Annotated in this window: 20 protein-coding genes and 1 pseudogene; 13 read left to right on the top strand and 8 right to left on the bottom strand. The window is 72.7% G+C overall.

Annotation, left to right across the window (positions count from 1 at the left end; genetic code table 11):
* Positions 1 to 67: 67 nt before the first annotated feature.
* From V4Y03_RS07875 to V4Y03_RS07855, 5 genes and pseudogenes are all read left to right on the top strand, one after another.
* Positions 68 to 796 (top strand): VIT1/CCC1 transporter family protein, encoded by a 729-nt coding sequence (locus V4Y03_RS07875; protein WP_332434452.1) that lies wholly within the window; start codon positions 68 to 70, stop codon positions 794 to 796.
* A gap of 604 nt (positions 797 to 1,400) precedes the next feature.
* Positions 1,401 to 5,966, top strand: coding sequence for a glutamate synthase large subunit (gene gltB / locus V4Y03_RS07870; RefSeq protein WP_332434451.1), 4,566 nt, complete (start codon positions 1,401 to 1,403; stop codon positions 5,964 to 5,966).
* Positions 5,959 to 7,419 (top strand): glutamate synthase subunit beta, encoded by a 1,461-nt coding sequence (locus tag V4Y03_RS07865; RefSeq protein WP_317876685.1) that lies wholly within the window; start codon positions 5,959 to 5,961, stop codon positions 7,417 to 7,419. Before gltB ends, V4Y03_RS07865 begins: the two co-directional genes overlap by 8 nt.
* A gap of 369 nt (positions 7,420 to 7,788) precedes the next feature.
* A pseudogene (locus V4Y03_RS07860) lies at positions 7,789 to 8,160 on the top strand (VOC family protein); the annotation flags it as partial.
* A gap of 100 nt (positions 8,161 to 8,260) precedes the next feature.
* Positions 8,261 to 8,779: a pyridoxamine 5'-phosphate oxidase family protein gene (locus tag V4Y03_RS07855; RefSeq protein WP_317876684.1), complete on the top strand. Its 519-nt coding sequence runs from the start codon at positions 8,261 to 8,263 to the stop codon at positions 8,777 to 8,779.
* A 17-nt stretch (positions 8,780 to 8,796) separates the two neighbouring features.
* Here V4Y03_RS07855 and V4Y03_RS07850 read toward each other — a convergent pair whose 3' ends face one another.
* Entirely contained in the window at positions 8,797 to 9,837 is a 1,041-nt protein-coding gene (locus V4Y03_RS07850) for an acyl-CoA dehydrogenase family protein (RefSeq protein WP_332434450.1), read from the bottom strand.
* Entirely contained in the window at positions 9,837 to 10,991 is a 1,155-nt protein-coding gene (locus V4Y03_RS07845) for an acyl-CoA dehydrogenase family protein (protein WP_317877773.1), read from the bottom strand. Before V4Y03_RS07845 ends, V4Y03_RS07850 begins: the two co-directional genes overlap by 1 nt.
* A 57-nt stretch (positions 10,992 to 11,048) precedes the next feature.
* Between V4Y03_RS07845 and V4Y03_RS07840 the strand changes: the two genes are divergently transcribed.
* From V4Y03_RS07840 to V4Y03_RS07820, 5 genes are all read left to right on the top strand, one after another.
* Positions 11,049 to 12,197, top strand: a complete 1,149-nt coding sequence (locus V4Y03_RS07840; protein ID WP_332434449.1) for an acyl-CoA dehydrogenase family protein — start codon at positions 11,049 to 11,051, stop codon at positions 12,195 to 12,197.
* Positions 12,194 to 12,988: an SDR family oxidoreductase gene (locus V4Y03_RS07835; protein ID WP_317877771.1), complete on the top strand. Its 795-nt coding sequence runs from the start codon at positions 12,194 to 12,196 to the stop codon at positions 12,986 to 12,988. Before V4Y03_RS07840 ends, V4Y03_RS07835 begins: the two co-directional genes overlap by 4 nt.
* A 15-nt stretch (positions 12,989 to 13,003) precedes the next feature.
* Positions 13,004 to 13,621 (top strand): TetR/AcrR family transcriptional regulator, encoded by a 618-nt coding sequence (locus V4Y03_RS07830; protein ID WP_317877770.1) that lies wholly within the window; start codon positions 13,004 to 13,006, stop codon positions 13,619 to 13,621.
* A gap of 18 nt (positions 13,622 to 13,639) precedes the next feature.
* Complete coding sequence (locus V4Y03_RS07825) at positions 13,640 to 14,797, top strand: acetyl-CoA C-acetyltransferase (protein ID WP_317877769.1); 1,158 nt, start codon at positions 13,640 to 13,642, stop codon at positions 14,795 to 14,797.
* A 252-nt stretch (positions 14,798 to 15,049) separates the two neighbouring features.
* Positions 15,050 to 16,759 (top strand): DEAD/DEAH box helicase, encoded by a 1,710-nt coding sequence (locus tag V4Y03_RS07820; protein ID WP_332434448.1) that lies wholly within the window; start codon positions 15,050 to 15,052, stop codon positions 16,757 to 16,759.
* Here the strand turns inward: V4Y03_RS07820 and V4Y03_RS07815 are convergent.
* The 5 genes from V4Y03_RS07815 to V4Y03_RS07795 are packed head-to-tail and all read right to left on the bottom strand — an operon-like array spanning position 16,684 to position 21,036.
* Positions 16,684 to 17,604, bottom strand: a complete 921-nt coding sequence (locus V4Y03_RS07815; protein WP_332434447.1) for a tyrosine-protein phosphatase — start codon at positions 17,602 to 17,604, stop codon at positions 16,684 to 16,686. The two genes, V4Y03_RS07820 and V4Y03_RS07815, sit on opposite strands and share 76 nt — an antisense overlap.
* 48 nt (positions 17,605 to 17,652) lie before the next feature.
* Positions 17,653 to 18,705, bottom strand: a complete 1,053-nt coding sequence (locus tag V4Y03_RS07810) for an NAD(P)H-dependent flavin oxidoreductase (RefSeq protein ID WP_332434446.1) — start codon at positions 18,703 to 18,705, stop codon at positions 17,653 to 17,655.
* Entirely contained in the window at positions 18,702 to 19,436 is a 735-nt protein-coding gene (locus V4Y03_RS07805) for a CoA-transferase subunit beta (protein ID WP_332434445.1), read from the bottom strand. Before V4Y03_RS07805 ends, V4Y03_RS07810 begins: the two co-directional genes overlap by 4 nt.
* Positions 19,433 to 20,290 (bottom strand): CoA transferase subunit A, encoded by an 858-nt coding sequence (locus V4Y03_RS07800; protein ID WP_317877633.1) that lies wholly within the window; start codon positions 20,288 to 20,290, stop codon positions 19,433 to 19,435. The genes V4Y03_RS07805 and V4Y03_RS07800 overlap by 4 nt, the downstream gene beginning before the upstream one ends.
* Positions 20,287 to 21,036, bottom strand: coding sequence for an enoyl-CoA hydratase family protein (locus V4Y03_RS07795; RefSeq protein WP_317877632.1), 750 nt, complete (start codon positions 21,034 to 21,036; stop codon positions 20,287 to 20,289). The genes V4Y03_RS07800 and V4Y03_RS07795 overlap by 4 nt, the downstream gene beginning before the upstream one ends.
* A gap of 67 nt (positions 21,037 to 21,103) precedes the next feature.
* Between V4Y03_RS07795 and V4Y03_RS07790 the strand changes: the two genes are divergently transcribed.
* Complete coding sequence (locus tag V4Y03_RS07790) at positions 21,104 to 21,868, top strand: SDR family oxidoreductase (RefSeq protein WP_317877631.1); 765 nt, start codon at positions 21,104 to 21,106, stop codon at positions 21,866 to 21,868.
* Position 21,869: 1 nt separating this feature from the next.
* A complete protein-coding gene (locus tag V4Y03_RS07785) occupies positions 21,870 to 22,745 on the top strand; it encodes an SDR family oxidoreductase (RefSeq protein WP_332434444.1) in 876 nt (291 codons plus the stop codon).
* A 15-nt stretch (positions 22,746 to 22,760) separates the two neighbouring features.
* Here the strand turns inward: V4Y03_RS07785 and V4Y03_RS07780 are convergent, their stop codons facing one another.
* Positions 22,761 to 22,955, bottom strand: coding sequence for a hypothetical protein (locus V4Y03_RS07780; RefSeq protein ID WP_332434443.1), 195 nt, complete (start codon positions 22,953 to 22,955; stop codon positions 22,761 to 22,763).
* Positions 22,956 to 23,051: 96 nt separating this feature from the next.
* On the opposite strand from V4Y03_RS07780, the gene V4Y03_RS07775 reads away from it, so the two are divergent.
* Positions 23,052 to 23,477: a ribonuclease domain-containing protein gene (locus V4Y03_RS07775; protein ID WP_332434442.1), complete on the top strand. Its 426-nt coding sequence runs from the start codon at positions 23,052 to 23,054 to the stop codon at positions 23,475 to 23,477.
* Positions 23,478 to 23,491 lie beyond the last annotated feature (14 nt).

Genomic DNA, 23,491 nt, shown 5'->3' with positions numbered 1-23,491 from the left:
CGCGCGTATTTTCGAGGATGTTGGGGGCGGCGGGTGCAACCCGGCCCGCCGGAACGAGGGGAGAGCCATGTCCATCATCGAAGCTCAGGCGCCACTGCACGAGGCCCACCGCGACAACCACACCCACCGTGACGTCAACGGCGGTTGGCTGCGTCCGGCGGTCTTCGGCGCGATGGACGGACTGGTGTCCAACCTCGCCCTGATGACCGGTGTCGCCGGTGGCGCGGTCACCTCGCAGACCGTCGTCATCACCGGCCTCGCCGGACTCGCGGCCGGCGCCTTCTCGATGGCCGCCGGCGAGTACACCTCCGTCGCCTCGCAGCGCGAACTCGTCCAGGCGGAACTTGACGTCGAGCGCCGCCAGTTGCGCAAGCACCCCGTCGACGAGATGGAGGAACTCGCCGCGCTCTACGTCTCCCGCGGCGTCGAGCCCGCGCTCGCCCGCGAGGTCGCGATGCAGCTGTCGAAGGACCCCGAGCAGGCCCTTGAGATCCACGCGCGCGAGGAGCTGGGCATCGACCCGGACGACCTGCCGTCGCCCATGGTCGCCGCGGTCTCGTCCTTCGGCTCCTTCGCGCTCGGCGCGCTGCTCCCCGTACTGCCGTACCTGCTCGGCGCGACCTCGGTCTGGCCCGCCGTGCTGCTCGCCCTCCTCGGGCTGTTCGCCTGCGGCGCGCTCGTGGCCCGGGTGACCGCGCGCGGCTGGCTCTTCAGCGGCATGCGGCAGCTCGTCCTCGGCGGCGCCGCCGCGGCCGTCACATACGGACTCGGCATGCTCTTCGGGGCGGCTCTGTAACCCGGGGGCGGCTGCGCGTTCCGTCCGCGCGAAGGACCTGGTGGCTACGGATTCCGTACCGCGCGAAGCGCCTGACGGGTGCGGATTCCGCACCGCGCGGAAGGCGCGACGGAATCCGTACCCACGCAGAAGACCGAGAGGCCCCCATGGGGGGCCTTTCCGGCGTTTCGGGGCAGTAATTCGGGACGTAAGCCCCGGATCGGCTGTGACGTATATCCCTGGTCCGATCCGCCGCAGCGGTGAGACACTATGCGGGACGCCACATAAGTAGCCGGTTACTCGGCGGTTTCGAACCTGTGACCAACGGGAATGAGGCATGAGCGTCGCTGGGCAATGAAGCCCACACAGTGACGGGTCGCCGGAGACCCGGAGATCTTCCGGATCACCCTCGATCCGCCCCCGCGGGACAGCCCTTGTCGCCGCACCCCCAGGTGAACCCCCCAGGTGAACCCACATCACCGCTCCGTGTCGGCGGTGTCCGCATGCTGGAATGAACTATCCGCTTCGTGAGAACTCAGCCATCATGTAACCTGCACGAAATTTCGCGGAGGGCCAACGTCGTCCCTCGGTATCTGCATATGCCACGACGACGACGGGAGAGCCGATGCGTTCCGACGCCTGGTCGCCCATGGACGGTCGCCCCGCTCCGCAGGGGATGTACGACCCCCGTAACGAACACGACGCCTGTGGTGTCGGGTTCGTGGCCACCCTCACCGGTGTAGCCAGCCACGCGCTGGTCGAGCAGGCGCTGACCGTACTGCGCAACCTCGAGCACCGCGGCGCCACCGGCTCCGAGCCCGACTCCGGCGACGGCGCCGGCATCCTGCTCCAGGTCCCGGACGCCTTCCTCCGCGAGGTCGCCGGATTCGAGCTTCCCGAGGCCGGCGCGTACGCCGTCGGCATCGCGTTCCTCCCCGAGGACGACACCGACGGGACCGCCGCCAAGATCGAGGCGATCGCCGCCGAAGAGGGCCTGGACGTCCTCGGCTGGCGCGAGGTCCCCGTCGCCCCCGAGCTGCTCGGCGCCTCCGCCCGCTCCACCATGCCGGTCTTCCGCCAGCTCTTCGTGGCGGACACCGAAGGCGCCACCACGGGCATCGCGCTCGACCGCAAGGCCTTCGTCCTGCGCAAGCGCGCCGAGCGCGAGGCCGCGACGTACTTCCCGTCGCTCTCCGCCCGCACCATCGTCTACAAGGGCATGCTGACCACCGGCCAGCTGGAGCCCTTCTTCCCGGACCTGTCGGACCGCCGCTGCGCCACCGCCGTGGCCCTGGTCCACTCCCGGTTCTCCACCAACACCTTCCCGAGCTGGCCGCTGGCCCACCCGTACCGCTTCGTCGCCCACAACGGTGAGATCAACACCGTCAAGGGCAACCGGAACTGGATGACCGCCCGCGAGGCGCAGCTCGGCTCCGAGGCCTTCGGTGAGGGCTCGCTGGACCGGATCTTCCCGATCTGCACCCCGGACGCCTCCGACTCGGCCTCCTTCGACGAGGTCCTGGAGCTGCTCCACCTCGGCGGCCGTTCGCTGCCGCACGCGGTCCTGATGATGGTCCCGGAGGCGTGGGAGAACCACGAGACCATGGACCCGGCCCGCCGCGCCTTCTACCAGTACCACTCCACGATGATGGAGCCCTGGGACGGCCCGGCCTGCGTCACCTTCACCGACGGCGTCCAGGTCGGCGCGGTCCTCGACCGCAACGGACTGCGCCCCGGCCGCTACTGGGTCACCGACGAGGGCCTCGTCGTCCTCTCCTCCGAGGTCGGCGTCCTCGACATCGACCCCGCCAGGGTCGTCCGCAAGGGCCGCCTCCAGCCCGGCAAGATGTTCCTCGTCGACACCGCCGAGCACCGCATCGTCGAGGACGACGAGATCAAGGCCGCCCTCGCCGCCGAGAACCCGTACGAGGAGTGGCTGGAGACCGGCGAGATCGAGCTCTCCGACCTCCCCGAGCGCGAGCACATCGTGCACACCCACGCCTCGGTCACCCGCCGCCAGCAGACCTTCGGCTACACCGAGGAAGAGCTGCGCGTCATCCTCGCCCCGATGGCCACCACCGCCGGCGAGCCCCTCGGCTCCATGGGCACGGACTCGCCGATCGCGGCCCTCTCCGCCCGCCCGCGGCTGCTCTTCGACTACTTCACCCAGCTGTTCGCGCAGGTCACGAACCCGCCGCTGGACGCCATCCGCGAAGAGCTGGTGACGAGCCTGCGCTCCTCGCTGGGCCCCCAGGGCAACCTGCTGGAGCCGACCCCCGTGTCGTGCCGCAGCGTCACCCTGCCCTTCCCGGTGATCGACAACGACGAGCTGGCCAAGCTCATCCACATCAACGCCGACGGCGACATGCCCGGCATGAAGGCCGCGACCCTCTCCGGCCTCTACCGGGTCTCCGGCGGTGGTGAGGCCCTCGCCGCCCGCATCGACGCGATCTGCGCCGAGGCCGACACCGCCATCGAGGGCGGCGCCCGCCTCATCGTGCTCTCCGACCGGCACTCCGACGCCGAGCACGCGCCGATCCCCTCGCTGCTGCTCACCGCGGCCGTCCACCACCACCTCATCCGCACCAAGCAGCGCACCAAGGTGGGTCTGCTCGTCGAGGCCGGTGACGTCCGCGAGGTCCACCACGTCGCCCTGCTCATCGGCTACGGCGCCGCCGCGGTCAACCCGTACCTCGCCATGGAGTCCGTCGAGGACCTGGTCCGCGCCGGCACCTTCATCGAGGGCCTGGAGCCCGAGCAGGCCATCCGGAACCTGATCTACGCCCTCGGCAAGGGCGTCCTCAAGGTCATGTCCAAGATGGGCATCTCCACCGTCGCCTCCTACCGCGGCGCCCAGGTCTTCGAGGCCGTCGGCCTCGACGAGACCTTCGTCGCCACGTACTTCAACGGCACGGCCACCAAGATCGGCGGCGCCGGTCTCGACGTCGTCGCCAAGGAGGTCGCCGCCCGGCACACCAAGGCGTACCCCGTCTCCGGAGTCCCCTCGGCGCACCGCGCCCTGGACATCGGCGGCGAGTACCAGTGGCGCCGCGAGGGCGAGCCGCACCTGTTCGACCCGGAGACGGTCTTCCGCCTGCAGCACGCCACGCGGACCAAGCGGTACGACATCTTCAAGAAGTACACGGACCGGGTCAACGAGCAGTCCGAGCGCCTCATGACGCTCCGCGGCCTCTTCGGCCTCACCTCCGACCGCCCGTCGATCCCCCTCGACGAGGTCGAGCCGGTCTCCGAGATCGTCAGGCGCTTCTCCACCGGCGCCATGTCGTACGGCTCCATCTCCCGCGAGGCGCACGAGAACCTCGCCGTCGCCATGAACCAGCTGGGCGCCAAGTCCAACACCGGTGAGGGCGGCGAGGACCCGGACCGCCTCTACGACCCGGCCCGCCGCTCCGCGATCAAGCAGGTCGCCTCCGGCCGTTTCGGCGTCACCAGCGAGTACCTGGTCAACGCCGACGACATCCAGATCAAGATGGCGCAGGGCGCCAAGCCCGGCGAGGGCGGCCAGCTGCCCGGCCACAAGGTCTACCCGTGGGTCGCCAAGACGCGTCACTCGACGCCCGGCGTCGGCCTCATCTCGCCGCCGCCGCACCACGACATCTACTCCATCGAGGATCTGGCCCAGCTGATCCACGACCTCAAGAACGCCAACCCGGTCGCCCGCATCCATGTGAAGCTGGTCTCCGAGGTCGGCGTCGGCACGGTCGCCGCCGGTGTCTCCAAGGCCCACGCGGACGTCGTCCTGATCTCCGGCCACGACGGCGGTACGGGCGCCAGCCCGCTCACCTCCCTCAAGCACGCGGGCGGCCCCTGGGAGCTCGGCCTCGCCGAGACCCAGCAGACCCTGCTGCTCAACGGCCTGCGCGACCGGATCGTCGTCCAGACCGACGGCCAGCTCAAGACCGGCCGTGACGTGATCATCGCCGCGCTGCTCGGCGCCGAGGAGTTCGGTTTCGCGACCGCGCCGCTCGTCGTCTCCGGCTGCGTCATGATGCGCGTCTGCCACCTGGACACCTGCCCGGTCGGCATCGCCACCCAGAACCCGGTCCTGCGCGACCGCTTCTCCGGCAAGCCCGAGTTCGTCGTCAACTTCTTCGAGTTCATCGCCGAGGAGGTCCGCGAGCTCCTCGCCGAGCTGGGCTTCCGCACCCTCGAAGAGGCCGTCGGCCACGCCGAGCTGCTGGACACCAGCCGCGCGGTCACCCACTGGAAGGCGCAGGGTCTCGACCTGGAGCCGCTCTTCTACGTGCCCGAGCTGCCCGAGGGCGCGGTCCGCCACGCCCTGATCGAGCAGGACCACGGACTGGAGAAGGCCCTCGACAACGAGCTGATCGAGCTCGCCGCCGAGGCCCTGAACGCCGCCTCCGCCGAGGAGGCCCAGCCGGTCCGCGCCCAGGTCGCCATCCGCAACATCAACCGCACGGTCGGCACCATGCTCGGCCACCGGGTGACGAAGAGGTTCGGTGGCGCGGGCCTCCCGGCCGACACCATCGACATCACCTTCACCGGCTCCGCCGGCCAGTCCTTCGGCGCCTTCCTGCCGAGCGGTGTCACCCTCCGCCTGGAGGGCGACGCCAACGACTACGTCGGCAAGGGCCTCTCCGGCGGCCGGGTCGTCGTCCGCCCCGACCGGGGCGCCGACCACCTCGCCGAGTACTCGACCATCGCGGGCAACACCATCGGATACGGCGCGACCGGCGGCGAACTGTTCCTCCGCGGCCGCACCGGCGAGCGCTTCTGCGTCCGCAACTCCGGCGCCCTGGTCGTCTCGGAGGGCGTGGGCGACCACGGCTGCGAGTACATGACCGGCGGTACGGCGGTCGTCCTCGGCGAGACCGGACGCAACTTCGCGGCCGGCATGTCGGGCGGTGTCGCCTATGTCGTCGACCTCGACCGGGACAACGTCAACTCCGGCAACCTGGGCGCGATCGAGGCCCTGTCGGACGCCGACAAGGCGTGGCTGCACGATGTCGTGCGCCGCCACCACGAGGAGACCGGCTCCACCGTCGCCGAGAAGCTGCTCGCCGACTGGACCGCGAACGCGGACCGGTTCAGCAAGATCATCCCCACCACGTACAAGGCAGTGCTCGCCGCCAAGGATGCCGCTGAGCTCGCCGGTCTCTCCGAGTCCGAGACCACCGAGAAGATGATGGAGGCTGCGTCCCATGGCTGACCCCAAGGGCTTCCTGACCACCGGGCGCGAAGTCGCCCAGACCCGTCCGGTGGGCGAGCGCGTCAGGGACTGGAACGAGGTCTACGTCCCCGGCTCCCTGCTGCCGATCATCAGCAAGCAGGCCGGCCGCTGCATGGACTGCGGCATCCCGTTCTGCCACAACGGCTGTCCTCTCGGGAACCTGATCCCCGAGTGGAACGACTACGCCTACCGCGAGGACTGGTCGGCGGCGCAGGAGCGTCTGCACGCCACCAACAACTTCCCGGAGTTCACCGGCCGCCTCTGCCCGGCTCCCTGCGAGTCCGCGTGTGTGCTCGGCATCAACCAGCCGGCCGTCACCATCAAGAACGTCGAAGTCTCCATCATCGACAAGGCCTGGGACGCCAACGACGTCAAGCCGCAGGTGCCCGAGCGCCTGTCCGGCAAGACCGCCGCCGTCATCGGCTCGGGCCCGGCGGGTCTCGCCGCCGCCCAGCAGCTGACCCGGGCCGGCCACACCGTGGTCGTGTACGAGCGCGCCGACCGCATCGGCGGCCTGCTGCGCTACGGCATCCCCGAGTTCAAGATGGAGAAGCGGCACATCAACCGCCGCATCGAGCAGATGCGCGCGGAGGGCACCAAGTTCCGCACCGGCATCGAGATCGGCCGTGACATGACGGCGACGGACCTGCGCAAGCGGTTCGACGCCGTGGTCATCGCCGCCGGTGCCACCACCGCCCGCGACCTGCCGGTCCCCGGCCGGGAGCTGGCCGGCATCCACCAGGCGATGGAGTACCTGCCGCTGGCCAACAAGGTCGTCGAGGGCGACTTCGTGGCCCCGCCGATCACCGCCGAGGGCAAGCACGTCGTGGTCATCGGCGGCGGCGACACCGGCGCGGACTGCGTCGGCACCGCCCACCGCCAGGGCGCGGCCTCGGTCACGCAGCTGGAGATCATGCCGAAGCCGGGCGAGGACCGGAACGCCGGCCAGCCCTGGCCGACCTTCCCCATGCTCTACAAGGTCACCTCCGCGCACGAGGAGGGCGGCGAGCGGGTCTACTCCGTCTCCACCACCCACTTCGAGGGCGACGAGGACGGCAACGTCCAGTTCCTCCACCTGGTCGAGGTCGAGTTCGTCGAGGGCAGGCTGACCCAGAAGCCGGGCACGGAGCGGAAGATCCCCGCCCAGCTGGTCACGCTCGCGATGGGCTTCACCGGCACGGACGTGGAGAACGGCCTGGTCGCGCAGTTCGGTCTGGACCTGGACGAGCGGGGCAACATCGCCCGTGACGCGGACTTCGCCACCAACGTCGACGGCGTGTACGTCGCCGGTGACGCCGGCCGAGGCCAGTCCCTCATCGTCTGGGCCATCGCCGAGGGCCGCTCCGCCGCCCGTGGCGTGGACCGCTTCCTGACCGGTGCCAGCTCCCTGCCGGCCCCGATCCGTCCGACGGACCGTTCACTGATGGTCTGATCCGACCGGATCACCCCGGAGACGTCCCGTACAACGACGTGCGGAACTGAGCGCAGCACCCCCCGAAGGTCCCCGACCGGACGACTGGGGGGTGCTGCGGCGCGTTTCCGGGCCTCTCGGCCCAGACCGTTCGGCCACGCGGCGGCCCCGTCCCGGGCCCTGCGGGCCTCCGGGAGGAGGCCCGCGCCGCCCAGGAAGCCGTGGAACATGCCCGTGTGCAGCCTCCGCCGCCACCAGCAGCCGGGCCTCGGCCGCGCCCAGGGCATCGTCCGGTCGTCCTGAACCCGCCGGGCGGACGCGCGTGAACGGGCCCTCCGAGCGCCGGAAAACGAGTGGCCCCCGGCCGGGCCCCCGGGCAATCATGCGGCCATGAGTTCTCTCGTACGACACGTGACCATCGACTGCGCCGACGCCTACGCGCTCGCCACCTTCTGGGCCGGGGCCCTGGAGGCCAAGCTCTCCGACGACGACCAGCCCGGTGACCCGGAGGCGCTGGTGGAGTCGCCCGGCGCGAACCTCCTCTTCATCCGGGTCCCCGAGCCGAAGGCGGTCAAGAACCGCGTCCACCTCGACCTCCAGCCGCAGGACCGCAGCCGTGACGAGGAGGTCGAGCGGCTGCTCGGCCTCGGCGCCACTCTGTTCGAGGACCACCGCAACCCGGACGGCACCGGCTGGGCGACCCTCACGGACCCCGAGGGCAACGAGTTCTGCGTGGAGCGCAGCCAGGCGGAGCGGGACGCGACCGCCACGGTCTGACGCGGTCCGGCGGGGCGCCGTGGTCCGGCGACATCCGGAGTAATCCGGACAGTGGATGTCGGGTATCCGGTGTTTCCTGGGAGGTATGGGAGACACCGATGACCCGACGACCGGCTGGTCGGCCTTCGAGGCCGCCGAACCCGGACTCGCCGCGACCGTCCGCGAACGGTTCGGGCAGTACACCCACCACGCCCTCGCCACCGTGCGCAAGGACGGCTCGCCCCGGCTCAGCGGCATCGAGGCGGACTTCCGCTTCGGTGAGCTGTGGCTCGGCATGATGCCGAACTCCCGCAAGGCCCTCGACCTGCGCCGCGACCCCCGCTTCGCGCTGCTCGCCAACCCCGGCGCGGGCACCGACATGGGCGGTGGGGACGTCCGGGTCTCCGGGCGGGCGGTGGAGGTCACCGACCCGGCGACCGTGGACCGGTACGCGGCCGAGGCGGGCGCGCCCCGGCCGTTCCACCTCTTCCGGGTGGAGCCGACCGAGGTCGTACGGACCTGGGTGGACGGCGACGAGATCGTCCTCCACACCTGGACCGCCACCGGTCCGACGCGCGTCCTCCGGCGCGGCAACGACGAGAGCCCACCGCGCGAGGACGCGTAGCCCCGCCGCGCCCGGCCTCAGGAGTACGCGTCGAGGACGGCCGCCCGGCACGCCGCCGGGCTTCCCCACGCGTCCCTCAGCGGCCGGGCCTTGCGCAGCCAGAGGGACAGGTCCAGTTCCTCCGTGTAGCCGACGGCGCCGTGGATCTGGAGGGCCGCGCGGGCCGCCGTGTAGCCGGCCTCGCCTGTCGTGACCTTCGCGGCGGCCAGGGCGCCGTCGGCCCTCCGTACGTCCGCGTCCTCCCCGGCCGTCAGCGCCACCGCCGCCCCGAACAGCAGCGGCCGGGCGAACTCCAGGACCAGCAGCGTGTCGGCCAGCCGGTGCTTGACCGCCTGGAAGGCGCCGATCGGGGTGCCGAACTGGGTGCGCTGCCGGGCGTACGCCACCGTCCGGTCGAGCAGCGCCAGGCCCACGCCCAGCGACTGCGCCGCCGTCGCCAGCATCGCCCAGCGCCGGGCCCGCGCCGCCGCGACGGCCACCGCCGGTCCCTCGGCGAGCAGTTCCCCGCCGGGCGCCGGGCGCGCCAGGCGCCGGGCGGGGTCGGCGGAGACCCGGACCGGCCCGTGGCCGGGCGCCAGCCACAGTTCCTCGCCCCGTACGACGAGCACCGCGTCCGCCCGGTCGGCGTCGAGGGCGTACGGCACACAGCCTCGTACCGACTCCGTCCCGTGCCCGGTCATCGCCAGTGTCGCCGTCCGTTCGCCGCTCGCCAGGCCGGGCAGCAGCCGTTTCGCCGGGCCCGGCTCGCCGAGCCCGGCCAGTTCGCCGAGGAGGACCGCCGACGCGACCGTCTCGACCACCGGACCCGGCACCGCGTGGCGGCCCCACTCGACCAGGGCGTGGGCGAGTTCGACCGGGAGCGGCCCCACTCCCTCGTACGCCTCCGGCACCGCGAGGGCGAACACCCCCGCCTCCGCGAGCCGCCCCCACAGCGCCCGCCCCGGCCCCGGGTCGCCGCCCGCCCAGGCCCGTGCCACCGCCGGGGTGCCGGCGGCCGTCAGCATCGCGTCCAGGGAGCGGGCGAAGGCCCGCTGCTCCTCGGTCGGCAGGAAGGCCATCAGCGGCGCCCCTTCGGGAGGCCGAGCAGCCGCTCGGCGATGATGTCGCGCTGGATCTCGTTGGTGCCCGCGTAGAGAGGGCCCGCGAGGGAGAAGACGTACCCCTCGGCCCACGCGGTGTCCGTCAGCTCGCCGTCCGCGCCCAGGAGATCGAGTGCGGTCTCGTGCAGGGCGAGGTCGTACTCCGACCAGAAGACCTTGTTGAGACTCGACTCGGCCCCCGCGGAGGCCCCCGGGCCGCCCGCCGCCAGCCGGGCCGCCGCCCCCGCCGTGAACAGCCGGTACGCCCGCGCCCCGATCACCGCGTCCGCGACCCGGTCCCGCAGTGCGGTGTCCTCCGGGTCGGCCTCCGCCCGCCAGAGCCCCACGAGCCGGTCGGCGGCGGCGAGGAAGCGGCCAGGGGAGCGGAGCATCAGGCCCCGCTCGTTGCCGGTGGTGGACATCGCGATGCGCCAGCCCTGGCCGGGCTCGCCGATCACGTCCTCGTCGGGGACGAAGACCTCGTCGAGGAACAGCTCGGCGAAGGCCGGCTTCCCGTCGAGCCGTCCGATGGGCCGTACGGTCACCCCCGGCGCCCGCAGGTCGAACATCAGGTAGGTGAGACCCCGGTGGGGCCGGTCCGCCGTCGGGTCGCTGCGGAAGATGCCGAAGGCCCGGTCGGCGAAGGCGGCCCGGGACGACCAGGTCTTCTGCCCGGAGAGCAGCCAGCCGCCGTCGGTGCGGACCGCGCGGGAGGTGAGCGACGCCAGGTCGGAGCCGGCCTCGGGCTCCGACCAGGCCTGCGCCCAGATCGTCTCCCCGGTCGCCATGGACGGCAGGATCCGGGCCCGCTGCTCATCGGTGCCGTGGTCGAAGAGGGTGGGAGCGAGGAGCTGGACGCCGTTCTGCGAGACCCGGCCGGGCGCCCCCGCGGCCCAGTACTCCTCCTCGAAGACCAGCCACCGGGCCAGGTCGACGCCCCGGCCCCCGTACTCCTCGGGCCAGGAGACCACCGACCAGCGGGCGGCGGCCAGTTCGGCCTCCCAGGCGCGGTGGGCGGCGAAGCCTTCGGCCGTTTCGAGGGAGGGCGGCGGCGTCGCGGGGACGTGCTCCCGCAGCCACTCCCGGGCCTCCGCCCGGAAGGCCTCCTCGGTCCGTGTGTACGAGAGATCCATCGGTCACCCCGCCCTCACCCGTTCCCTAACAAGTGTTTGGTAGGTTAACGTACGGCCATGAGCAGCGTCGAGGAGTTCCGGGCGGAGATACGGAGCTGGCTGAAGACCCACCTCAGCGGCTCCTTCGCCGCCCTCAAGGGCCGGGGAGGACCCGGCCGCGAGCACGAGGCCTTCACCGCACGGCTCGCCTGGGAAAGGCACTTGGCCGCCCATGGCTGGACCTGCGTCGGCTGGCCGAAGGAGTACGGCGGACGCGGCGCGAGCATCGAGGAACAGATCGCCTTCCACGAGGAGTACGCGCTCGCCGACGCCCCCGCCCGCGTCAACCACATCGGCGAACAACTCCTCGGCCCCACCCTCATCGACCACGGCACCGAGGAGCAGAAGGCCCGCTTCCTGCCCCCGATCCGCGCCGCCCGGGAACTCTGGTGCCAGGGCTACAGCGAACCCGGCGCCGGATCCGACCTCGCCGCCGTCCGCACCCGCGCGACCCTGGAGGACGGGCGGTGGGTGGTGAACGGCCAGAAGATCTGGACCTCCCTCGCCCACGAGTCCCAGTGGTGCTTCGTCCTCGCCCGCACCGAACCCCTCGCCGGGCCCGGCGCTCGCCGCCACGCCGGACTCTCCTACCTCCTCGTCCCCCTCGACCAGCCCGGCGTCGACATCCGGCCCATCGTCCAGCTCACCGGCACCAGCGAGTTCAACGAGGTCTTCTTCGACGGCGCCACCACCGACGCCGCCCACGTCGTCGGCGCCCCCGGCGACGGCTGGCGCATCGCCATGGCCACCCTCGGCTACGAGCGCGGCGTCTCCACCCTCGGCCAGCAGGTCGGCTTCCGCCGCGAACTCGACGCCCTCGTCGCCCTCGCCCGGCGCAACGGCGCCGCCGCCGACCCCGACATCCGCGACCGGCTCGTCCGTGCCTGGGCCGAACTGGAAGCCCTGCGCGCCGGCGCCCTGCGCGGCACCGACCCCTCCGCCGCCAAGCTCTACTGGTCCCACTGGCACCGCGGACTCGGCGAACTCGCCATGGAGGTGTGCGGGCCCGCCGCCACCCTCGCCGCGGGAGCCCCGTACGAACTCGACGACTGGCAGCGGCTGTTCCTCTTCTCCCGCGCCGACACCGTCTACGCCGGATCCAGCGAGATCCAGCGCAACATCATCGCCGAGCGGGTGCTCGGCCTCCCGAAGGAGCCGCGACCGTGACCGGGAAGCAGCCACCGCCCCCCTACGTGCCGGGCCACGGCCTGCTGGCCGGCCGGACCGCCGTCGTCACCGCCGCCGCCGGGGCCGGCATCGGCGGCGCCACCGCCCGCCGCTTCCTGGAGGAGGGCGCCCGCGTCCTCGTCAGCGACGCCCACGCCCGGCGCCTCAAGGAGACCGAGGCCGCGCTCGCCGCCGAGTTCGGCGCCGGCGCCGTCGCCTCCCAGCCCTGCGACGTCACCGACGAGAACCAGGTCCAGGCGCTCTACGACACCGCCGAACGGCTCCACGGACGCCTGGACGTCATCGTCAACAACGCCGGCCTCGGCGGCACCGCCGAGCTGGCCGACATGACCGACGACCAGTGGAACCGCGTCCTCGACGTCACCCTCGGCGGCACCTTCCGCTCCACCCGCGCCGCGCTCCGCCGCTTCCGCGACGCCGGCACCGGCGGGGTGATCGTCAACAACGCCTCCGTCGTCGGCTGGCGCGCCCAGACCGGACAGGCCCACTACGCCGCCGCCAAGGCCGGGGTCATGGCCCTCACCCGCTGCGCGGCCGTCGAGGCCGCCGCGTACGGCGTCCGCGTCAACGCCGTCGCCCCGTCCCTCGCCATGCACCCCCACCTCGCCAAGGTCACCACCACCGAACTCCTCGACGAACTCACCGCCCGCGAGGCCTTCGGCCGCCACGCCGAACCCTGGGAGATCGCCAACGTCATCGTCTTCCTCGCCGGCGACTACTCCTCCTACATGACCGGGGAGACCGTCTCCGTCAGCAGCCAGCGCGCCTAGGACCAGAATGGAAGCGTGCCGACGACCAAGAAGAAGAACCAGGTGAACGCCGCCGCGCCCGAGCGGCGCCGCGAACTGCTCGACACGGCGGCCGAGGTGTTCGCCGCCCAGGGGTACAACGCCACCACCGTCCGCAAGATCGCGGACGCCGCCGGCATGCTCGCCGGCAGCCTCTACTACCACTTCGACTCCAAGGAGTCGATGCTCGACGAGATCCTCTCCACCTTCCTGCACGAGCTGTGGGAGGGATACGACGCCGTCCTCGCCGCCGGGCTCGACCCCCGCGAGACCATCGAGGCCCTCGTCACCGAGTCCTTCCGCGAGATCGACCGGCACCGCGCCGCCGTCGCGATCTACCAGAAGGAGTCCCGGCACCTCACCGACCAGCCCCGCTTCCACTACCTCACCGACTCGCAGCTCAAGTTCGAGAAGGCCTGGCTCGGCACCCTGGAACGCGGCGTCGCCGCCGGGGTCTTCCGCGCCGACCTCGACGTCCGCCTCACCTACCGGTTCGTCCGCGACACCGTCTGGGTCGCCGCGTCCTGGTACCGGCCCGGCGGACTGCACAGCCCCGAGGAGATCGCCCGCCAGTACCTGTCGATGGTCCTGGACGGCATCGCCGTACGTACATAGACGTCTGGAGGATCTGTCATGGCCGAGGCCTACATCGTCGAAGCGGTCCGCACCCCGGTGGGCCGGCGCAAGGGAGGACTGGCCTCCGTCCATCCGGCGGACCTCGGCGCGCACGTCCTCAAGGCCCTCGTCGCACGGTCGGGCATCGACCCCGCCGCCGTCGAGGACGTCGTCTTCGGCTGCCTCGACACCGTGGGCCCGCAGGCCGGCGACATCGCCCGGACGGCCTGGCTCGCGGCCGGCCTCCCCGAGGAGGTCCCCGGCGTCACCATCGACCGCCAGTGCGGCTCCTCCCAGCAGGCCGTGCACTTCGCGGCCCAGGGCGTCCTGTCCGGCACCCAGGACCTGGTCGTGGCCGGCGGCACCCAGAACATGTCGATGATCCCGATCGCCTTCGCCTCCCGGCAGGCCGGCGAACCCCTCGGCCTGACCGAGGGCCCCTACGCGGGCTCGGAGGGCTGGCGCGCCCGGTACGGCGACGCGCCCGTCAACCAGTTCCACGGCGCCGAACTGATCGCGAAGAAATGGGGCATCACCCGCCGCGACCAGGAGGAATTCGCCCTCCGCTCGCACGAGCGGGCACTGCGCGCGATCGACGAGGGCCGCTTCGAGCGGGAGACCGTGGCCTACGGCGAGGTGACCGCCGACGAGGGCCCGCGCCGGGACACCACCCTGGAGAAGATGGCCGGCCTGAAGACCGTCGTCGAGGGCGGCACGATCACCGCGGCCTGCTCCTCCCAGGTCTCCGACGGCGCCGCGGCGATGCTGCTCGCGAGCGAGCGGGCCGTACGCGAGCACGGGCTGACCCCCAGGGCCCGGATCCACCACCTCTCCGTACGGGGCGAGGACCCGATCCGGATGCTCTCCGCCCCCATACCGGCCACCGCGTACGCCCTGAAGAAGACCGGTCTGACCATCGACGACATGGACCTCGTCGAGATCAACGAGGCCTTCGCGCCCGTCGTCCTCGCCTGGCTCAAGGAGACCGGCGCGGACCCGGCCCGGGTCAACGTCAACGGCGGCGCCATCGCCCTCGGCCACCCCCTCGGCGCGACCGGGGTGAAGCTGATGACGACCCTTCTCCACGAGCTGGAACGGACCGGGGGCCGCTACGGCCTCCAGACGATGTGCGAGGGCGGCGGACAGGCGAACGTGACGATCATCGAACGGCTGTGACGGCCGTCGCGGGCGCCTCCCGCGGCCGCCGGGAGCTGTGAGGTCGCCCACGTCGCACGTCGCTGGTCAGGCCGGATCCGTCCTGGCATCGGTCGGGCGGGGCGGGAAGGTCCCGAGGCGCACTATTGTTCCTTGGATACAGCGAGAAGACAGCCGGGGCCCGTATCGCGTGTTCCGGGTAGAGCAGCCGGGGCCCGCACCGTGCAGGTGCGGGCCCCCGCTGTGCCGCGAGCACCGGCCAGAAAGGCACGCATGACCCGCTCCGAGCGCCCCCACAAGCGCAGCCCCCGCACCTCCCAGGCGAAGTCCTCGTCACAGCCGAAGGCCTCCCGCGGTGGCCGTCGTCCCACCGCACCCCCGCCCCCGAGCGAGTTCACGCCGCCGGAGACGGTGACCCCCGCGCTCCCCGCGGTGGAGTCCTTCGCCGACCTCGACATGCCCGAGGGCCTGCTGCGGATCCTGGGCGAGCAGGGCGTCACGGAGCCGTTCCCGATCCAGGCCGCGACCCTGCCGAACTCCCTCGCGGGCCGCGACGTGCTCGGCCGGGGGCGTACCGGCTCCGGCAAGACCCTCGCCTTCGGGCTCGCGATCCTGGCCCGCTCGGCCGGCCGCCGCGCCGAGCCCGGCGCGCCGCTCGCGCTGGTCCTGGTGCCCACCCGCGAGCTCGCCCAGCAGGTGACCGACGCGCTCACCCCGTACGCCTCCGCGCTGCGGCTCCGCATCACCACGGTCGTCGGCGGCATGTCGATCAGCCGGCAGACCTCCGCCCTGCGGCGCGGCGCCGAGATCCTCATCGCCACCCCGGGCCGGCTCCACGACCTCATCGACCGGGGCGACTGCCGCCTCGACCAGGTCGCCGTCACCGTCCTCGACGAGGCCGACCAGATGGCCGACATGGGCTTCCTGCCGCAGGTCACCAAGCTGCTGAAGCAGGTCGAGCCGGGCGGGCAGCGGCTGCTGTTCTCGGCCACCCTGGACCGGAACATCGACCGGCTGGTCAAGATGTTCCTGGACGACCCGGTCGTGCACTCCGTCGACCCCTCGGCCGGCGCCGTCACCACGATGGAGCACCACGTCCTGTACGTGGCCGACGAGACCGACAAGAAGGCCGTCACGCTGCGGATCGCGGCCCGCGACGGCCGGACGATCCTCTTCCTGGACACCAAGCGGTCCGTGGACCGGCTGGTCAAGCGGCTCCTCGCCAACGGCGTACGGGCCTCCGGACTGCACGGCGGCCGCTCGCAGCCGCAGCGCAACCGGACCCTGGACCAGTTCAAGAGCGGCCAGGTCACCACGCTCGTCGCGACGAACGTCGCGGCGCGCGGCATCCACGTCGACGACCTCGACATGGTCGTGAACGTCGACCCGCCGATCGACCACAAGGACTACCTGCACCGCGGTGGCCGCACCGCCCGCGCCGGTGAGTCCGGCAGCGTCTTCACGCTGGTCCTGCCCGAGCAGAAGCGCGACATGGGCCGGCTGATGACGAACGCGGGCATCAGCCCCCGTATGGCGCAGATCAAGTCCAGCGACGAGCAGCTCGTCGAGCTGACCGGCGCGCGGGAGCCCTCGGGCGTCCCGGTCGTCGTCGAGACGCCGCAGCCGACCCCGCCGCGCAAGGCGGCGGGCGGCGGCGCCGGCTCGGGCAGCGGCAACCGCCGTCGCCGCCGTCCGGCTCCGGCCGGCGGGACGACGGGTACGGGCTCCGGCTCCGGGCGCTCCGGCGCCTCGGGCTCGGGCACGGGCGGTCGCTCCGCCGGTGCCGGTGCGGGTCGCGCCGCCGGTTCCGCCGGGGGTACGGGGCGTGGCTCCGGCTCCGGCCGGGGCTCCGGCACGGGCGGCGGGCGTGGTGCCGCCGCGGGTGCCGGTGCGGGTCGCGCCGGGCGTCAGGCCCCGGGCACCAGCCGTTCGCGCAGCGCCAGCAGCTCGCGGAACTCCAGGCCGAGGCCGACCGACACGTAACGGAGCACGCTCCCGTAGGAGCTGCGCAGCTGCTCCAGGGCGGTGTCGAGGTACTCCGCCCGCACCTCCTGGAGCGGCACGATCAGCTCGGGGTTCCGCATCAGCCCGCCCTGCTTCAGCCCCTCCCGCAGCCGCGCGTCGTACGCGGCGCGGAAGGTGTTGGAGGCCAGGTAGTCCGCGCGGGCGAGCTTCTCGGGGACTCCGAGCAGGGTGAGCAGCAGCCAGCCGGTCCAGCCGGTGCGGTCCTTGCCCGAGGTGCAGTGCACGAGCAGCGGCCCCCGGCGGGGGTCGGCGAGGTCCCGCAGGGTCGCCGCGAAGGCGGCCCGGTTCGCGGGGTCGGTGACGAAGGTGCGGTACACCTCGCACATGAAGGCGGCGGCGCGTCCGCCGCCGAGCATCTCCTCCTGGCGCACCGGGTCCCGGGAGCCGATCGCGGCGAGCAGCTGTCCGAACAAGCCCTTGTCGGTGATCGGCCGGGAGACCGGGACCGGTCCCGAGGGCAGCCGGTCGGCGCCGTCGTAGCCGACCTCCGTGGGGATCCGCAGATCGACCACGGTGCCGAGGCCGAGCCCGGCGAGGGTGGTCAGGTCGGCGTCGGTGAGCTTCGCGAGATGGTCGCCCCGGTAGGCGAGCCCGTAGCGGACACGGCTTCCGTCGTACGTGGGGTAGCCGCCCAGGTCACGGACGTTGACGGCGCCCTGGAGCGGGATCTGCCGGATGGCGGGCACGGACCGGGGACGGCCCTCGGGTGCGGGCCGGGGACGGGCGAGCGCCTCCGTCGGCAGGGCGGTCAGCAGGGCGGTGGCCCCGGTGGCGGTGAGCAGAGCGCGTCGAGACGGGTGCACGGCCGGACTCCTTTGCGGCTCAGGGGTGTGGGAGAGCGTCGAGCGGGGTTACGACTCGGGGCGGGGGAGCGTGCGGAGCACCTGCGCGGCCTCCGCCATGATCCGGCCGACCAGCTCCTCGCAGCTGGGCAGGTCCTCGATGACCCCCGCCACCTGGCCCGCGGCCATCACGCCGAGGTCGGTGCGGCCCTCGACCATGGACGCCCGCAGGAGCATCGGGGTGTTCGCGGCGAGCAGCACCTGACTCCAGGACAGGTCCTTGCCGTGCCGCATGGCGAGGCCGTCGCGGACCATCGCCGGCCAGGAGAGCCCGGACAGCCGCCGGAAGCCGGCGGCCCTGCGGACGGCCTGGGCCAGGGCCCGGACCCGGCCGGCGTCCTCCAGGGACGCGACGAGTTCGGTGCGGAGCATCCGGTGCGGCAGCCCGTCGACGGCGGTGGTGACGGTGACGTCCTTGACCGTGGCGGCCAGATAGCGGGCCTTGACCGCGTCCGGCACGGTCGAGTCGGAGGTCAGCAGGAAGCGGGTGCCCATGGCGATGCCGGCGGCCCCGTGGGCGAGGGCGGCGACCAGGCCCCGTCCGTCGTGGAAGCCGCCGGCCGCGATCACCGGGATGCCGACGGCGTCCACCACCTGCGGCAGCAGCACGCTCGTGGCGACCTCCCCGGTGTGCCCGCCGCCCTCGCCGCCCTGCACGAGGACGGCGTCCGCGCCCCAGCCCGCGACCTTCTCGGCGTGCCGCCGGGCGCCCACGGACGGGATCACGACGACCCCGGCGTCCTTCAGCTCGGCGATCAGGTCGCGGGACGGGGCGAGGGCGAAGGAGGCCACCCGTACGCCCTCGTCGACGATGATCCGTACCCGTTCCCGGGCGTCCCCCGCGTCGGCGCGCAGGTTCACCCCGAAGGGCCGGTCGGTGCGGGACCTCACCTCGCGGACGGCGGCGCGCAGTTCGTCCACGGTCATGGTGGCGGAGGCGAGGATCCCGAGCGCGCCCGCGTTCGCGGTGGCGGAGACGAGCCGGGGACCGGCGACCCAGCCCATCCCGGTCTGCACGATCGGGTGGCGGACACCGGTCAGCTCGGTGAGGGCGGTCCTCATCGGGGCGCGACCTCGCGGTCCCGCAGCCCGCGCGGGTCGATGACCTCGCGGATCAGCCGCAGCTCCTCGGCCGTGGGGTCCCGGGTGTACGGCACCTCGTCGCCGGTCACCAGGTCGAAGCCGGTGGCCGCGCGGACCTCCTCGACGGTGACGCCCGGGTGGACGGAGGCGAGCCGCATCGCGTGGCCGGGTGTCTCGAAGTCGAGGACGGCGAGGTCGGTGACGACCCGGGGGAGGCGGTGGTAGGGCCCGACGGCATGGTCGTAGCCGACGCCGCTGATCATGTCGACGCGCTCGACGAAGACCCGGGGCGAGTGCTTGGGGATCCAGTAGCTCACCGGGTTGTTCAGGGTGTTGACCGGCGCCCCGCGCACTCCGAGGAGCTGGCGGGTGGGGCGCTCCCAGTCGCCGATGCAGGAGATGTTCTGGTTGCCGTACCGGTCGATCTGGCTGGCGCCCATCATCACGTGCCGCTTGCCGCCGGTGACCATGGTGAGGTGCCTGCGGTACGGCAGCCAGCCCTCGGGCTGCCCGTCGAGGCCGACGAGCAGGGCCTCGCCGTCGGTGAGGAGGAGGTCGGGGGAGAAGGTGCGCTTGGCGAGGCGGGCACCGAAGGAGGGGATCAGGCCCATCGGGCTGGCGAGCACCTCGCCGTTGTCGCGCCAGGCCTCGGCGCAGGCGATCAGGCAGTGTTCGGCCCGGCTGATCACCGTCGTCGTTTCCGTCGTCACGTCCGCTGCTCCTCGCGCTCGTCGTGCCAGGCCCGTACGGCCGCCTGGTAGTCGTTCTCGCTCTTGCCCGAGAGGAAGCGCTCGGCGAACTCGGGCCAGGGAGTGGTCGCGTAGAGCTTCTGGAAGGGCTCGTCGCGGTCGTGGTCGGGGGCGCAGGAGGTGAAGTGCGCCCCGTTCGGGGTCTCGACGACGCCGGTGACGCTGTGGCGGCCGATCAGGAGGGTCTGGGGCACGGTGTCGGGCCCGAAGCCGTCGACGATCGCCTCGCACGAGACGTACGCGGTGTCGGCGGCCTCGCAGAAGAGGTCGTCGAAGTAGGGGTCGGGGCCGAGGTACTGGCCGTTGCCGAGCCGGTCGGCGCGGTTGACGTGGACGAGGGCCGCGTCGAGCCGCAGGCCGGGGACGGCGACGAACTCCTCGCCGTCCTCGTAGGGCGAGGTGACGGTCCGCAGGCCCGGGTTGACCCGCATCACGTCGGAGCCGAGCCCGGCGCGCACCGGCAGGAACGGCAGCCGGTTGGCGGCGGCGTGCAGGCCCCACATGAACATTGCCTCGTCGTACTCGGTGAGTTCGAGGGAGCCGTTCTCGCGGGCCGCCCGGAAGTGGGGTTCGAGGGGGATGGAGTCCAGGGTCACGAAGGGGGCGACGAGCCGTCGGATCCGGCCGGCGGCGGCCAGCAGGCCGATGTCGGGGCCGCCGTACGAGACCACCGTGAGATCGGTGATCTCGGACCGGAGCAGCGCTCTGACCAGGGCCATCGGCTTGCGCCGGGAGCCCCAGCCGCCGATCCCGATCGTCATGCCGGAGCGGAGCCGGCCCACCACGTCCTCGGGGGTCATGGTCTTGTCCGTCACGGGGAGTTCTCCTTTCCGAAGGTGTCGCGGACCCGGTCGGCGACCCCGCTCAGATTGGCCTCGAAGGTGAAGCCCTGCTCGAAGCGGTAGCTGCGCCGTACGTCCACGGGGTCGATGCCGTTGAGCGCGGCCTTGGCGAGCCGCAGCAGGCTGCCGTCCTTCGCCGCGATCTCCCCGGCGAGCCCGAGGGCGGCGTCCAGGAGACCGGCGCGGGGGACCACCTGCCACACCGAGCCGTGGGCGTGCAGTTCGGCGGCGGTCGCGGTCCGCGAGGTGTAGTAGAGCGTCCGCATCAGATGCTGGGGGACCAGCCGGGCGAGATGGGTGGCGGCGCCGAGGGCGCCCCGGTCCAGCTCGGGCAGACCGAAGACGGCGTCCTCGGCGGCGACGATCGCGTCGGCGTTGCCGACGAGCCCGATGCCGCCGCCCAGACAGTGCCCGGCGACCGCGGCCACCACCGGCACCTCGCACTCGTAGACGGCGGCGAAGGCCTCGGCGCAGCCGCTGTTGGCGCCGATCAGGGAGGTGTGCCCGGGGTCGCGCTGCAACTCCTTGATGTCGACGCCCGCGTTGAAGCCGCGGCCCTCGGCGGTGAGGACGACACAGCGGACCTCGGGGTCGCGGCCGGCCGTGCGGACGGCGTCGGCGAGCGCGTACCAGCCCTTGACGGGCAGGGCGTTGACGGGGGGGAAGTCGACGGTGACCAGGGCCACGCCCGGAGCGGGGCGCGAGGTGCAGACACCCATGAGTGGATCAGCTACCTTTCCACCAAACGTTTGTTAGGTAACCTCTTGAGGAGGAAGGTAGCAGCCGATGGAGCTGGACGGGAGGGTCGTGCTCGTCACCGGCGGAACCCGAGGCGTCGGAGCGGGCATCGCACGCGCCTTTCTGCGGGCCGGCGCCCGGGTCGCCGTCTGCGCCCGCAGACCCCCGGACACACCGGTCGCGGCGGAGGGCCGCACCGCCGACTTCCACCCGCTCGACCTGCGAGAACCCACCGCCGTACGGGAGTTCTTCACCGCCTTCGCCGAGCGGTACGGACGGCTGGACGCGCTCGTCAACAACGCGGGCGGCACGCCGTACCGACTCCTCGGCGAGGGCGAGGCCGAACGCCACGCGCGGGTCGTCGAACTCAACCTCACCGCCCCGCTCACCGTCAGCCTCGCCGCCCGCCCGCTGCTCCGCGCCTCGCGCGGCGCGGTCGTCATGATCGGCAGCGTCAGCGGCACCCGGCCCTCCCCGGGGACCGCCGCCTACGGCGCGGCCAAGGCGGGCCTGGAGAACCTGGCCCGCTCCATGGCCGTCGAATGGGCCCCCGAGATACGGGTCAACACCCTCGTCCTCGGCATGGTCAGGACCGAACTGTCCCATCTGCACTACGGCGACGAGGACGGGATCGCCGCCGTCGGCCGGACCGTACCGCTGGGCCGGCTCGCCGAACCGGACGAGATCGGGGAGGCGGCCGTCTTCCTCGCCTCCGGCCGGGCCGGCTATGTCTCGGGGGCCTCGCTCCTCGTGCACGGCGGCGGCGAACGCCCCGCCTTCCTGGACGCCGCAACCGCCAACAAGGAGAGCTGACATGGGGATCTGCGAGGGTCGCGTGGTCATCGTGACGGGAGCCGGACGCGGGCTCGGACGGGCGCACGCGCTCGCCTTCGCCGCCGAGGGCGCCCGGGTCGTCGTCAACGACCTGGGAGTCGGCCTCGACGGCCGCCCCGGGCCCGACAGCCCGGCGGCGGCGGTCGTCGAGGAGATCAGGGCCGCGGGCGGCGAGGCTGTCGCGCACGGCGGCGACATCGCGACCACCGAGGGCGCCGCCTCCCTCGTCGCGACCGCCCTCGACACGTACGGGCGGCTCGACACCCTCGTCAGCAACGCCGGCTTCCTGCGCGACCGGATGCTCGTCAACCTCGACGAGGAGGACTGGGACGCCGTCATGCGGGTCCACGGCAAGGGCCACTTCCTGCCGCTGCGGCACGCCGCCGCGTACTGGCGGGCCGAGGCGAAGGCCGGACGGACACCGGTGGCGCGGATCGTCCACACCACCTCGGGCGCCGGGCTCCTGGGCAGCGTCGGGCAGGGCAACTACGCGGCGGCCAAGGCCGCGATCGTCGGCCTCACCCTGGTCGCGGCGGCGGAACTGGCCCGCTACGGGGTCCAGGTCAACGCCATCGCCCCGTCGGCCAGGACCCGGATGACCGAGCAGGTCTTCGACGGGCTCGAAGCGCTGCCCGAGGACGTGTCACCGCTGGTGGTGTGGCTGGGCTCGGCCGCCTCCGAGGGTGTGACCGGCAGGGTCTTCGAGTCCGAGGGCGGCCGGCTCACCGTCATGGAGGGCTGGCGTCCGGGCCCGACGGCGGACAAGGGCGGACGCCGGACCCCGGCGGAGGCGGGCGAGACGGCCCGCGAACTCCTCGCGGAGGCGGAGCCGCCGGGCAAGGTGTACGGGGCCTAAGAGCTGCCTCTCGGATCACGCCGGCGGGGGTGTCCGGCCCTCTTCGGTGAGGCGTCCGGTCGCGGGGCGTCGGCGGTCGGTCGCCCCGGCCTGGATACGGGTGACCGTCGCCGGCTCCCCGTCGCCTCCGGCATGCGGGGCTTCCTCCCGGTCCTCCCGGTCCTCCCGGTCCTCCCGGTCCTCCCGGTCCTCGCGATCCCCGCGCCGCACACGGGATCCCCACGTTCGCGGGGAAGGGGTTAACGTCCGGAGAATTGAGGCCCGTCGGCCTTCCCGGCGGGATCTACGCGCGTCATCGTCGTAGTCATGCGAATCCCCCCTCGATTCACCCTCGCCGGCGGTGTCGCCACCGCCCTCCTGTCCTCCCTCCTCCTCGGCGCCCCCGCCACCGCCGCGCCGGCCCCCGCGCCCGCCGCCGTCGTGACCACCGTCGCGGCGACCGCCTCCGTCGGGGACATCTGCTACTCGGCCCTGCCGAGCCAGGCGTACACGACGCTGCGCCTCATCGACGCGGGCGGGCCCTTCCCGTACAGCCAGGACGGCTCCGTCTTCCAGAACCGGGAAGGCGTCCTGCCCTCCCACACGCTGGGCTACTACCACGAGTACACGGTCAAGACCCCGAACGTCTCCACCCGGGGCGCCCGCCGGATCGTGACCGGGAACGCGGCGGACGAGGACTACTACACCTCCGACCACTACGCGTCGTTCGACCTGATCGACCACGGCTGCTGACGCCCCTCCGCGCG

Source organism: Streptomyces sp. P9-A4, from assembly GCF_036634195.1.
Taxonomy (GTDB): domain Bacteria; phylum Actinomycetota; class Actinomycetes; order Streptomycetales; family Streptomycetaceae; genus Streptomyces.
The sequence above is the reverse complement of the archived record's forward strand: the minus strand, read 5'-3'. Positions and strand labels throughout refer to the sequence as shown.